The following is a 12,153-nucleotide window of genomic DNA, read 5'->3' on the forward strand; positions in this document are numbered from 1 at the left end:
GGGATTACGAATTGTTCTGTTCGGTCTCGCTCTCCGTTTCGCTCTCCGCGTCCGATTCCGATTCCGATTCTTCCGTGGCGACTTCCGCTTCGATGTCCGAGAGGTCGATTTCGTCGTCATCGGAGGACGTGGACGCCGATTCTTCTTCGGGTTCGTCCTCGATTCCCATGTCGGCTTTCAGCGTCTCCAGTTCGGAGTCGACTTCGCCGCTCGTGCGCATCTCTTCGAGTTCGCGGTCGAGGCTGCTTTTATCCGAAAGCGCATCCTCGAACGCGCCGGTGTCCTGCAGTTCGTCCATCGCTTCCGCACGGGCTTCCATGTCCTCCGTCTTCTCCTCGGCGCGCTCGATGGCCATCCCGACGTCTTGCATCTCGTCGCCGACGCCGGTCATCGCCTCGGAGACGCGGCTGTTGGCTTCCGCGGCCTCGTAGCGGGCTTTCATGCTCTCCTTCTTCGTACGGAACTCCTCGATGCGGTTCTGGAGTTCGTTCTTCTTCTCCACGAGGTTGTCCTGTGTGTTCTGGAGTTGTGCAATCTGACTCTCCAGGTCCTCGATCTGGTTCATCTTCTGCTTTTTCTTTTCGAGGGCCTGTCGGGCCAAATCCTCGCGGTCCTGCTTGACCGCTTGGCGCGCCTGATCGTTGTGCTTCTCGACGTTCTCTTCGAGGCGGCGCTTCTGGATTTCGAGGCGTTTTTTCTGCGTCGTGAGGTCTGCGATGCCCTGTTTGACGTCCTGTAGTTCATCGCGCATCTGCTCGTAGGAGTAATCGAGCGTCTCGGTCGGGTCTTCTGCCCTGTTGAGGACGGCGTTTACCTTCGAGCGGACGACGTACGACATGCGTGAGAGTACTCCCATACCACTATATTCAGAACCCGACCTTTAAAATCCTCACCAAGCTAACACGCCAGTGTGACCTCGAACAAAGTCGTCGTCCCCGGCGTTCGGGACGTGCGGGGGTCGTTGGACGAGCCTGAAGGGGAGACGGACGGGGTAATAGTCGCCTGTCCACCCCATCCACAGTTCGACGGCAACCGAAACGACAACCGCCTCGTCGCACTGTCGGAGTACCTCACGGACCACGGCATCGCCTGTCTGCGCTTCGATTACGGCGATTGGGACGAAGGCTACGGCGAGCGCGAGGACGCCCGCAATGCCGTGCGCTTTGCGCGCGAACGCTACGACTCGGTGGGAATCTTCGGCTTCAGTTTCGGCGGCGCGATCGCCACCCTCGCGGGCGTGGACGAGAACGTGGATGTCATCGCACTTCTCGCACCCGCCTCCCGGCTCACCGACGAGTTGGACGCCGCGGCCGCGCTTGACGACGTCGAAGTCCCGCTGAAAGTCCTCTACGGAACGCGCGACGATTTGGCGGACTGGGAACCGCTCGTCGAGCGCGCGGACGAACTCGGCTTCGAGACCGAGGAGTTCCCCGCCGACCACTTCTTCGTCGGCCAGGAGCAGAAAGTAGCGAATCGACTCGGAGAATTTCTCGTTGCACGACTCGAAAGCCCTGCGTAGACGGGACGACGCGCCGTCCGACTCGATAGGAGAGCGAAGTGGAAGCGATAGGCAAACGAACCGACGTTACAGCGATTCGGTGAGCTCGGTCAGTCGGTCGCTCCCGTCACGATAAAACGGGACGCCGTGACCCATCGCCGCTATTTCGAAGTCGGGTGCGCGGGACTGGAGGGAGAGGATGCTGTCGTGTACCGCTTCGGTGTCGTAGCTCATCGCCCACGCGGAGGCGGTCAGTTTTCCGTGGTCCTCGAAAACGAGGTCCCCGAGGAAGGCCACGCTCAGCGATTCGCTGACGTAGGCGAGGTGGCCCGGCGAGTGCCCCGGGGTTGCGTAGGCCGTGAAACTCCCGATTTCGTCGCCGTCCTCCACGGGATGGACTTCGGTGTCGGGTCGGGAGAGGAGCGCGCCTGCCACACGCTGGAACGCTCCCTTGTGGTTGTGCCAGTCGGGCGCGTCCGCCCCGGAGACGAGCGGGGCGTCCGCTTCGCCGACGTATATCGGCGCTTGGAGCGGTAGACGGGCGAGTGCGCCGACGTGGTCGAAGTCGTAGTGCGTGATGAGAACGCGGTCGACGTCGTTGATGGAGTAGCCCGCCTCCCGCACCTCGCGCATGATGTCGCCGCTGTCGAAGGGCGTCCCGGCATCAACGAGGGTCAGATCGCCGTCGTCGTCCGCGAGATAGCAGTTGACGCCTCCGAGGTCGAGCCACCACACTTCGTCCGAGAGTTGTGTCACCATGCGAGGTGGTACGACGGCTAGCCACTTGAGCATGAACGGGTGATTCTTCCAACGTACGGACGAACGGTTGCCACCGCGTGGGCACGAACGGACGGTTTTTGGTCGTCCGCCACGCAACAGGTGGTATGGGAACGCCACTACCAACCGAAACCGGTGAAGTAGACCGGTGGCGGGCGATGAAAGCAGTCGTTCCGTTCATGGCGCTCGGGTTGATAGACTTGGTGCTCATTCTCGGCTGGGGACTCAACCCGCTCTGGGGGTTCGCCATCCTCCCGCCGATGATCTTCATCAGCGTGCTGGCGTGGATCAGCTTCAAATCCGGATTCATCGACGAGAACGCGAGCGCGGAGTACTACGAGGGGGAGTAGCGTGCGCGACCGCTATCCCGACCTCGACCCGGACGAGGGCGAAGTACTGACCGAGGAACTGGTCGTCACTGACGACGTGCTCGTGAAGGCCTTCGCGCTCGGGCCCGGCGCGGAACTCACCCCACACGAACACGGCGACAGCACGAACGTCTTCCACGTCCTCTCCGGCGAGGTGACCGTGATTCAAGACGGTGAGGAGGAGACGGTATCGGCACCCGGAGTGATTCTGCACGAGCGCGGTGTGAGCCACGGCGCGCGGAACGATTCGGACGAGCGTGCGATTCTGACGGCGAGCCTCTGTCCGCTTCCGTGACGGCGGGAAGGTGTCGAATTTGGCAGGCGTCGCGTCTCGCTGGTCGCATCTGACTGCAATATCGTCCCACCGTCTGTACTTTCGTCCAACTCCACGACGGGCCCCTAGCCGAGGTGACCGCTTTCGGAACGATTTTGAAACCGCGATACATCCCCGCATGCATGAACCGAATCATCGGGGAGCGCGAGTTGGATGAAACCCCGTTCTCCGCGGAAGAGGCGCGAGAGACCTACCGGCAGATGGTTCTCGCCCGGCGATTCGACGAGCGCGCGATCGCGCTCCAACGACGCGGCTGGATGAGCAGTTGGCCGCCGTACCGCGGACAGGAAGCCTCGCAAGTCGGTGCCGCGCTGGCGATGGCCGACGACGATTGGCTCTTCCCTACCTACCGCTCGAACGGACTGCAGGTCGCACGTGGCGTCCCGATCAGCGACATCCTGCTGTTCCGCCGTGGCCGACCGGAGTTCAACTCCGGCCACGACATCCCGACGTTCCCGCAGGCGGTTCCCATCGCAACACAGATCCCGCACGCGGCGGGCGCTGGCATGGCGATGAACTACCGCGGCGACGAGAACGCCGCCCTCTGTTACTTCGGCGACGGGGCGACGAGCGAGGGCGACTTCCACGAAGGGCTGAATTTCGCGGGCGTGTTCGACGCGCCGGTCGTCTTCTTCTGTGAGAACAACAACTGGGCCATCAGCCTCCCGCGACACAAACAGACCGCGAGCGAGAGCATCGCGGTGAAAGCGCAGGCCTACGGGTTCGACGGCGTGCAGGTCGACGGCAACGACCCGCTGGCGGTTCGCCAGACGGTCACCGAAGCGCTCGAATCCGCCCGTCAGGGCGAACCCGTCCTCGTGGAGAGCCTGACCTACCGACAGGGTGCCCACACCACGAGCGACGACCCGAGCAAGTACGAGGACGTGGAGAAGGAACTCCCGGCGTGGCGCAAGATGGACCCCCTCGAACGCTACGAGTCGTGGCTCACAGAACAGGACCTCATCACCGACGAGTTCGTGGAGGGGGTCCACGACGAGGCGGACGAAAAACTCGCCGAAGCCGTCGAGGAAGCGGAAGCCGTCGAGGACGTGGACCCGCACGACGTGTTCGACCGGGTGTACGCCGAGATTCCGCCCCGACTCCGCGAGCAGCGCGGATGGCTCGACTCGTTCCTCGAAGACCACGACGTGTACGAACTGGAACACTGAGAACTACACAAGTCGCTCGTTCTGCGACCGTGGCCAGCCGTTTAAGTCACCTCCATTCGAACATCAGCCGAGTCAATGCCCGTACCGAGTTTTGGAATCGCCCATCGACATTACCACGGACAGTATTTCGGAGTGGAATGACCGATGACCGAGGACAGCGACGTACGGGCCATCGCCGCGCTCCTCGAAGACGAGTACGCCCATGCAATTCTCATCCACACGAGCGACCGAGCCATGTCCGCACACGAACTGAGCGATGTGTGTGATGCCTCGGTCTCGACCGTTTACCGGCGTATCGAGCGACTGCAGGAACACGAACTGCTGACGGAGCGATTGGAACTCGACCGCGACGGCCACCACTACAACACCTACACCGCCCGACTCGACCGAATCGAGATTCGACTGGAGGAGGGTGCGTTCGAAATCGAAGTCACGTACCGGGAGGAGAACGCCGCCGACCGATTCACCGACCTGTTCGAGGGGTTGCGATGATTGCTACCCTTCAGATGCTGGCGGAGACGACAACGACGACCGGCGGCTCCACGCTCGTCATCGTCCTCGCGCTGGTCGGTTTGCTCGTCACCGCCGGGCTGTCGCTCGCGGTGGCGTACCTCGTAATTCGCGGCTACCGGTGGAACCGCGACAGGGCACGGCTGTGGCTAGCAATCGGTCTGATACTGCTCACGACCGCGCCAATCATGTTACAGCTCGTCCTGACGAATCTTACAGAAGTCTCAGCAGTCGGGCGATCCGCGGCCGCGAACGCGAGCAAACTGCTCGGACTCGGTGCCATGCTGTACGCGATTTACGGCGTGACCCGTCCCCGAAAGACATCCGAAACGAACGGGCCGCGAAACGAATCGAGCGGTGCAGAAAAGGCGGTTCTGCCGTTCGTTCCGCTGGCCGCGACGACGAACACGGATGCAGGCAACCTCACATTCGTTTTCGCGGGGATAACCGGCGTTGCCGGGTTGTTCGTCGCGTCGTTGGCCTACCGTGGCTATCGACGCAACGGGAGCAGGCCGATGCTGTATCTCGCGCTCGGAATCGTCCTGCTCACCGCCGTCCCTGCCGTCGTCAATTTCCTGTTGACGGTTGTGACGGGGGCCACCGACGCGGAAATTCTGCTCTCCATCATCGTCGCCAACCTCGGCGGTGTCGTGTCGATTCTGTACGCACTCACGAGGGCGTGATGTCCGTGTGCTGTCCACGTCCGCATCAGTCCTGCAACATGATTCGTGCGTACCGACCCCACAGTCGGGCCAGCCCGTTCAGCAACTGAACCGAACAGAGGAACAAGAGCGCCCCGAGGACGGCGACGAGGAGGGCACCGGGAAGCGTCTCGACGTGCCACGACCCGAGTTCGAACGTCGTCGTGAGACCGACAAGGAGGTTGTCCCAGCCGAATAAGATGTCGAGCGTAAACGGGCGGGTCGGAATCGGGGAGAACACGGCGACGGGTGAACGGGTGTAGTAGAACGGCGCGAGCAGGAAGCTCCCGGCCGTGGCGACGAGCCACCACAGCACGCTGAACACGACCGTTCCGTAGACGAACTCGCTCAGCAAGTACGCGACCGACCTCCACGTTCGCGTGTCCGTCACGAGGTGTTTGGCGCGGTTCCAGAGACCGTCGTGGGATTCCGTGGGTGAGAGCGGTATCTCGACGCCGAGCAACGAACCGACGAGGGTGCGTTCGAGGCCAGCCAACGTGACAGCCAGTGCGAGCGACAGCATGAGGATGGGAATCCCGACGAGGACTATCGTGAGACCGATACCGAACGGGACCACGAAGGAGAACAACACGAAATAGCCGAGGCCCAGCGGAAACATCAATAGGAGATAACAGAGGTTGCGATACGTCTGGGGGCGTGTCGGCGCGCGGAGCAGACGACCGAGATGGCCGACGTCTCCTGTCTGGGGCGAAGGCTGGGCCGACATCGTGCTATGATCGGGGAGCGACCGGCAAAGGTCTATCCGTCCATCGGGTGGAATTCGAAAACTCGTGTACTGTCATCTCTGATACTGGAGTTGGTTCCACAATCGTATATAAAATTTGTGCAGACTCGCCCCGGCTGCGACCGTGCTATCCGGGTTATGGCCAGCTCTGTCGATGCTCCGAACGAGACAATTATGACGGACAAACGACTCGGAGACAACGTTGCTCGGACGAAAATCGGTCGGCGGAACCTCCTTCGTGCAACTGGTGGAATGATCCTCACGGGCGTCCTTGCCGGCTGTTCCGGTAACGGGGACGGCGATACTGGAAACGGCGATGGCGACAGCGAAAACACCAGCGTTGATGAGTGGCTGTCGAGCACCGATAACTACGATTCGGTGACGGATATGACCGGAAAGGACGCCGTCACCGTCGAAGTCGGGCCGAGCGGGAACGAATACGTGTTCGAACCGGCCGCGATTCGAATCGACCCCGGAACGACCGTGACGTGGCAGTGGGTGGGAAGCGGCCACCACAACGTCGTCGCCACCGACGGGGGATTCAAAAGCGGCCCGCCGGAGAAAGAAGCGACGTTCGAACACACGTTCGATTCGGCCGGAAAGGCGCTGTACTACTGCCAGCCGCACAAGTCGATGGGCATGAAAGGTGCCGTCGTGGTCGGAAGCAGTGACGAGGGGACGGATGACAACAACTGACTGGGTAATGAAGACCGTTTCCCGTCGAACGCGGTGGGTACGATACAGCTACGTCGGACTGTTGGCACTGTTCGCCGTCTGTGTCGTCGTCCAGATTTACATCGCCGGGATGGCGGTGTTCATCGACCCGGCGAACTGGGGGATGCACATGGGGTTCGTCCACGCCTTCGAACTCCTTCCCCTCCTCATGCTCGTCGTCGCGTTTCTGGGTGGACTTCCGCGGACGTTCAAAGCGATTCCGGTCGTCCTGTCTGTGCTCATCAGCGTTCAGTACGCGACGGCACACCTGTACGGGTCGTACGTCGCCGCGATTCATCCGGTGAACGGGATGGTGATTCTCGGCGTGGCAGTCGACGGGACGAAACGAGCGTGGTCGCAAGTGGCACGATAAAAGCTCAGTCGATGGAGATGTACGTTTTCGTGTCCATGACGCCGTCGAGCCCCTGAATCGACGAGGAGGAAGTCTGGAGCACTTCGTACACCTCGTCCGCGTCCACCTCGACGACGATGTCGTAATCCCCGGCGACGATGTGTGCCTCCCCGACGTTCGCCAACTCGCGCACCGAATCGAGCAACCCCTGTGACTTTCCTGCGGCCGTGTTCACCATGATAAATGCATGCACCATTATGGTGTGGGATACTCTACCATGCGAGAAAAACCTTTGCCCGGGGACGGTAGCTACCGTCGGTTCATCGGAGCTATCACGGACGGAGAGCGGCCAACTCCGGAGGAAAATTTGATGCGGGTTCGTCTCCGGAGAAAGCTTATTTAACCCCTCTATCGTACAACCGTTCATGCGATTCGTTATCATAGGTGCCGGGAGGGTCGGCCTACGAACCGCCCGTGTCCTCCGCGAGGAGGGTCACGAGGTGACGTTGGTCGAAAACGACACGACGAAGGCAAAGCGTGCGCGCACCGACGGTTTCGAGGTCATCGAAGGGGATGGGTCGCGTGAGGCGGTACTCCAACAGGCGAATCTCGATGATGCGGACGCGCTGGGTGGGCTGACGGGTGATCTGAACGTCAACTTCGCGGCTTGTTTGATCGGTAAGCACCACGGCTGTCGAACCATCCTCCGGATCGACGAGGATTACCGCGAGGACATCTACCGGAAGTACGCGAGCGACGTGGACGAGGTCGTCTATCCGGAACGCCTCGGTGCGATCGGCGCGAAGAACGCGCTTCTCGGCGGAAACATCCGTGCAATCGCCGATATCGCACAGAACTTGCAGGTGGTCGAACTCACGATCACCGAGGAGTCACCCATGCGTGGGTACTCCATCAGCGAACTGGAACTGCCCGCGAACTCGCGTGTTCTCGCGTTCGGCAAGCGCGACGAACGGATGGGAATCCCGCTCTCCGACGACTCGCTCGAAGTCGGCGACAGGGTCGCCGTCCTCGCCGATTTCGACGTCCTCGATGACGTTCGCAAAATCCTCGTCGGCGACGGTAGTCGAGCGACTCCGGCAGGAGGTATTTAAAATGGTTGCCGCATACATCATGGTCAAGGCGAACACGGGAGAGGCTGATCGACTGAAAAACGCGATTCTCGACATCGAGGGGGTCGAAGACGCCCACATCGTCGCCGGGGACGTAGACATTATCGTCAAGGTCAACGTCGACAACCCCGCCGAAGTGAAGACCGTCGCTGCCGACGGGATTCAGGGCGTACAGGGCGTCGAGGACACCCAAACGTACATCTCGATGGATTGAGGTCGACGGAAAATCAGTCGTACTGCTGGTGTGCCCGGTTCAGCATTCCCGCCGCTGGCTCACCGTACTCGTAGCCCGGAATGATCCCTTGCATCCACGTTCCTTCGGCGAAATCCACGATAGCCTTGGCGTCGTCGGCCGCCTTGTCGCTCCCCGAGAACTCGACCGAGAGAACTACTTCGTCCCCGTCGCGCTCGACCGTCGGTGGCGTCGCATCGTCCGCCGAAACGACGCTGTGAGCGTCTTCCAACCGTAGTTCGAGCGTTTCTAACCAGCCGGATTCGACGACGTCTGCGACCGGTTCGTCCGTCACGACGGCCGACAACGTCGGCATTCGTACGGTCACTTCGATGCTATCGTCTACCGTGACAGATCCGTCGAACGGCGTCGTGGTTACGACGTACTCCTCGTCGTCGTCTTCGAATCCGTCGTGGAGACGAAACGCCCGTTCGACCGCGTCCTTCCGATTCATTGGTCCCGTTAGGGAGGGGAGAGGGAAGGGCGTTACGAGAGGTCCCGATGGACGTCGATCTCGGACGACCACCGCATCTCGTCGTCGTACATGACCGGCGTCTCCGCGAGACCGAAACACCGTTGCAGTTCGTCTCCCGTGAGCGTGAACGTCGGGAGATCGCCGCCGACGAGGAAGTATCGCTCTACGCCGTCGAGGAACGGCATGGCGAACGATCCTATCGGGTTCCGACTCGTCGGAAACATGCGCATACGGAACTCGTATTCGTCGCCGCCCAACGGTTCGACGAAGAAGATGGTCGGTGCACTCTCCGATTGGACGACTTGGATGCCGCCGTCACCCACGACGACGTACTGATTGCCGACGAGTCGGCGACGTTTGGCGATCGAAAGCGCCGCCCGGAGCGGGAATCCGGCGTTGAGCAGTCTGGCAATCGTCCGCCCGATGACCGTCGCGCCGGCGTTTCCGATCTCGCTGTACGTGACGATGCCGCCGACGCTTCCCGCCTCGACGAGTCGCTTTCCGGGGACGTAGGATCGACACGCGTTCAACAGGAACATGTCCACGCCGATGTCGGAGACATCGGCGGGGTGGAGCAGTCCGTCGTGGCAGACGAACGCCTCGTTTTCGACGTGACCGATGTAGTGGAAGAAGTCCGTCGGTTCTCGAAGATGGTTTCGAAGCTCCGCCGTCGAGCAGTTCTGCTCGACGGTCACGTCGAACGGCAGTCGGTCGCGGTTGCCGTACAGGGTATCCTGATACTCCGCCCGCATCTTCGGGTCGTTACAGACGATGGTGATTTTGGCGTCGTCCGCCGACTCTTCGCGGTCCAACCGGTGTTCGAACCCGGACGGGATCAGTTTGTTTCCGCCGACCGGTGCACCGTCCCCTAGCCACGCGTGTTCGAGCGTGTCGGTGTCCGACGGGAGGACGTACTGTTCGTCCGGAACGGGTGACGACGGATACGTCGGGTTCGTTTCCGTCGTCCGCGTGAATTCGTTGATAGCAGTCGGTGATGCGACTGCACTCTTCGCTTCTTGGCTCCGTGTCTTCACGTCGATAACCGGCAAGTCCCTGAGGACGTACGGGAGCTGTGCTACGTTTTCGGCTTCGTCCGTAAGCTGTAGCGTGAGTCGCCACGTCGGAAGTTCGCCTTCGATGAGTGAAAACGGCACGTCGAGATACGCATCGAGTTGCTCGGCGAGTGACGCATCGTAGAGGGATTCAAAATCGAGATCGAGCATCGATCCGACCTGCTCGCGTTCGTGCAACTCGACTCGGTACAACCCCTCCGTTCGGACGAGACAGTCGAGGAACAGCGTCTGTTTGAGGACGCGTGCCACTTCGCCCTCGAACCCGCGTTCGGGATGATCGAGCGAGTGGATGCCCCTGTTCGTGACGATTCGGGGTGTATCGCCGGGAACGACGGTCGCCCCGAGATAGTACGCGAGCGGGACGACGGGGAAAACGAACTCGTATTCGGGTGGGACTTCGATGGTGATGCCCGTCTCCGGCGGTTGCAGGTCGTCCGGAATCCGAAGTTCGTCGCCGAATTCGACCACCGGGGGATGGCCCCGGAGGGTCGGGAACGAGCGCTCGGGGGAGAACGTCTTCAACGCCGACCCGAACGTCGAGACGGCGGCCATCACGTCCGCCGGATCGGTCGTCGTCGTCACCGTTCCCGCCGGACGGGTGTGGTCCGACCGAGCACCGATTTCGACGGCGACTTCGTCCCCGAACGAGATATGAAATTCGTCACCCCGAATCTCGAACGTGACGGACGATTCGACGCGTAAATACGTCTTCACCTTCGTCGTCAGTTCGATGTAATACTCACCGCTGGGGAGCGTTACTTCCTTTTCGTAGTCGACAGCGGCGATCAGCTCCCCGGATTTATCGCGGACGTAGGCGGAAATGACGAACGGAAACTCGATCCGATCCGTCCGGATGCGAGCGACGGCACCGACCGGTGCGTCGAACTCTTCGACCGGGACGGGTTGTGGGGTCACCGGTCGAGTCGTCCCGATCGAGTACTGACTCCGTTCAAGCGGGTCGATGATGGTCAACCCGACGGGGTCGTCCCGTAGTTGGAAGAGAGGTTGGACGCTTGTTCCGACGGTATCGGAAACGGGTACGTCACTCATTGTTGGATGGTTTCAGAGGTCGAACCACTCGGTCGTATGATTCGTTTCACGGAGATACCAGCGCTGTTCCGGGCCGCTCTCCCCCGCGCGGAGTTCGATTATCGCGTCGAACTTGTGGGCTATCGCGGTGACTTGGGGAGAATCTCGCTCGATGGGGAGTACGTAGTGGGCCATTCCGGCGACGTCCTTGATGCGCTCGCAGATCGGCCCAAGGAACGCATCGACTTCGGCGTCGTCGTGGTTTTCAACCAACGGACGGAGCGTGTCGAAGCAGAATCGAAGCTCTGCAGGGGCAAAGCCCCCGTGACTCTCGTCGAGTTTATCGATGGTCTCGACGATCGTGCTTCGAAATTCCTCGATATCACCGTCGACGCGTTCTACGGTCAGGGTGTCCGACATCGTCGATTCGGTGCTAACGGACCGCGCACCGGTATGATAGTCAACGACGTGAGCGTTGGAACCCATGCCGTTGGCCATCGCGAGGCGACTGCGTGCCGTCGCGATGCTCCGGTCGTGAAGCGCGAAGAGTCGCGTCCGATCGTGTGCCATCTCACCGAGAAGCGGAACGCTGGCCGCGTCGATCACGGAATCCGGAACCGCACCGACGACGAGGAGATTCCCCCCGAGTTGCTTGATACGCGCCAAGCCGGGTTGCACCGTGATGGTTCCGTCACCACGGATGGTCACGTGATGACCGTACAGCGAAAACGAGAGTCGGCCACCCCGTCGCGCCACGCCGTCGTCGCGTGGTTTGAAGAGCCTGTCGAGCGCCTCCGGGTCGATAACGTCGTAGAGTTGTTCGGGGATGTCCGAAGGTTCGACACCCGCCACGTCCGCAACAGCCACCGTTACCGTCGTACTGAGCGACTGCGGGCCGGTAAGGTCGTGTTGCACGCGATGGACGTCGCGCTCGTCGGAGGGACCATCCTCGTTCATATACTTTGTAAGCGTCGGCGAGCAACAGTCAAAAATCCATCGTCAGTGACTCGACACTGGATTTGGGAAGTTCGCCGGAAATCGTCGGA

The 12,153-nt window shown here is 61.3% G+C and carries 17 protein-coding genes; 10 read left to right on the forward strand and 7 right to left on the reverse strand.

The genetic code is table 11. The annotated features are described in order from the left end of the window. Positions 1-4 precede the first annotated feature (4 nt). Positions 5-856, reverse strand: coding sequence for a PspA/IM30 family protein (locus NKF25_RS03275; RefSeq protein ID WP_253225282.1), 852 nt, complete (start codon positions 854-856; stop codon positions 5-7). Positions 857-910: 54 nt separating this feature from the next. On the opposite strand from NKF25_RS03275, the gene NKF25_RS03280 reads away from it, so the two are divergent. Beyond that, complete coding sequence (locus tag NKF25_RS03280) at positions 911-1,519, forward strand: alpha/beta hydrolase (RefSeq protein WP_253225283.1); 609 nt, start codon at positions 911-913, stop codon at positions 1,517-1,519. A 66-nt stretch (positions 1,520-1,585) separates the two neighbouring features. On the opposite strand, the gene NKF25_RS03285 is transcribed toward NKF25_RS03280, so the two are convergent. Further along, positions 1,586-2,257, reverse strand: coding sequence for an MBL fold metallo-hydrolase (locus NKF25_RS03285; RefSeq protein WP_253225284.1), 672 nt, complete (start codon positions 2,255-2,257; stop codon positions 1,586-1,588). A gap of 125 nt (positions 2,258-2,382) precedes the next feature. On the opposite strand from NKF25_RS03285, the gene NKF25_RS03290 reads away from it, so the two are divergent. The 5 genes from NKF25_RS03290 (at position 2,383) to NKF25_RS03310 (ending at position 5,339) form a co-directional block, all read left to right on the forward strand. After that, positions 2,383-2,625, forward strand: a complete 243-nt coding sequence (locus NKF25_RS03290) for a hypothetical protein (protein WP_253225285.1) — start codon at positions 2,383-2,385, stop codon at positions 2,623-2,625. A 1-nt stretch (position 2,626) separates the two neighbouring features. After that, entirely contained in the window at positions 2,627-2,938 is a 312-nt protein-coding gene (locus NKF25_RS03295) for a cupin domain-containing protein (RefSeq protein WP_253225286.1), read from the forward strand. Between the two features lie 161 nt (positions 2,939-3,099). Then, positions 3,100-4,146 (forward strand): pyruvate dehydrogenase (acetyl-transferring) E1 component subunit alpha, encoded by a 1,047-nt coding sequence (pdhA, locus tag NKF25_RS03300; protein WP_253225287.1) that lies wholly within the window; start codon positions 3,100-3,102, stop codon positions 4,144-4,146. A 144-nt stretch (positions 4,147-4,290) separates the two neighbouring features. Further along, the gene (locus NKF25_RS03305; RefSeq protein ID WP_253225288.1) at positions 4,291-4,638 is read left to right on the forward strand and encodes a helix-turn-helix domain-containing protein; all 348 of its coding nucleotides are present in this window, start codon (positions 4,291-4,293) and stop codon (positions 4,636-4,638) included. Further along, the gene (locus NKF25_RS03310; protein ID WP_253225289.1) at positions 4,635-5,339 is read left to right on the forward strand and encodes a hypothetical protein; all 705 of its coding nucleotides are present in this window, start codon (positions 4,635-4,637) and stop codon (positions 5,337-5,339) included. The genes NKF25_RS03305 and NKF25_RS03310 overlap by 4 nt, the downstream gene beginning before the upstream one ends. Before the next feature lie 25 nt (positions 5,340-5,364). On the opposite strand, the gene NKF25_RS03315 is transcribed toward NKF25_RS03310, so the two are convergent. Further along, positions 5,365-6,084, reverse strand: coding sequence for a sensor domain-containing protein (locus NKF25_RS03315; RefSeq protein ID WP_253225290.1), 720 nt, complete (start codon positions 6,082-6,084; stop codon positions 5,365-5,367). A 192-nt stretch (positions 6,085-6,276) separates the two neighbouring features. Between NKF25_RS03315 and NKF25_RS03320 the strand changes: the two genes are divergently transcribed. Next, positions 6,277-6,798 (forward strand): halocyanin domain-containing protein, encoded by a 522-nt coding sequence (locus NKF25_RS03320; RefSeq protein WP_253225291.1) that lies wholly within the window; start codon positions 6,277-6,279, stop codon positions 6,796-6,798. Next, positions 6,785-7,189: a DUF6220 domain-containing protein gene (locus tag NKF25_RS03325; RefSeq protein WP_253225292.1), complete on the forward strand. Its 405-nt coding sequence runs from the start codon at positions 6,785-6,787 to the stop codon at positions 7,187-7,189. Before NKF25_RS03320 ends, NKF25_RS03325 begins: the two co-directional genes overlap by 14 nt. A 4-nt stretch (positions 7,190-7,193) precedes the next feature. On the opposite strand, the gene NKF25_RS03330 is transcribed toward NKF25_RS03325, so the two are convergent. Continuing rightward, positions 7,194-7,424 (reverse strand): Lrp/AsnC ligand binding domain-containing protein, encoded by a 231-nt coding sequence (locus tag NKF25_RS03330; protein WP_253225293.1) that lies wholly within the window; start codon positions 7,422-7,424, stop codon positions 7,194-7,196. A gap of 169 nt (positions 7,425-7,593) precedes the next feature. Here NKF25_RS03330 and NKF25_RS03335 point away from each other — a divergent pair, with 169 nt between their 5' ends. Both NKF25_RS03335 and NKF25_RS03340 read left to right on the forward strand, forming a co-directional pair. Next, positions 7,594-8,280, forward strand: a complete 687-nt coding sequence (locus tag NKF25_RS03335; RefSeq protein WP_253225294.1) for a TrkA family potassium uptake protein — start codon at positions 7,594-7,596, stop codon at positions 8,278-8,280. A gap of 1 nt (position 8,281) precedes the next feature. Beyond that, entirely contained in the window at positions 8,282-8,512 is a 231-nt protein-coding gene (locus NKF25_RS03340; RefSeq protein ID WP_253225295.1) for an Lrp/AsnC ligand binding domain-containing protein, read from the forward strand. Positions 8,513-8,525: 13 nt separating this feature from the next. Here the strand turns inward: NKF25_RS03340 and NKF25_RS03345 are convergent, their stop codons facing one another. From NKF25_RS03345 to NKF25_RS03355, 3 genes are read right to left on the reverse strand one after another with little or no spacing between them, the layout of a single operon-like run. Beyond that, on the reverse strand, positions 8,526-8,984 hold the full coding sequence (locus tag NKF25_RS03345; RefSeq protein ID WP_253225296.1) for a DUF5813 family protein: 459 nt from the start codon (positions 8,982-8,984) through the stop codon (positions 8,526-8,528). 32 nt (positions 8,985-9,016) lie between these two features. Then, the gene (locus NKF25_RS03350) at positions 9,017-11,128 is read right to left on the reverse strand and encodes a hypothetical protein (protein ID WP_253225297.1); all 2,112 of its coding nucleotides are present in this window, start codon (positions 11,126-11,128) and stop codon (positions 9,017-9,019) included. A 12-nt stretch (positions 11,129-11,140) separates the two neighbouring features. After that, complete coding sequence (locus tag NKF25_RS03355; RefSeq protein WP_253225298.1) at positions 11,141-12,064, reverse strand: HalOD1 output domain-containing protein; 924 nt, start codon at positions 12,062-12,064, stop codon at positions 11,141-11,143. Between the last annotated feature and the right edge of the window lie 89 nt (positions 12,065-12,153).

The organism is Haladaptatus sp. AB643 (assembly GCF_024136975.1).
GTDB lineage: Archaea > Halobacteriota > Halobacteria > Halobacteriales > Haladaptataceae > Haladaptatus.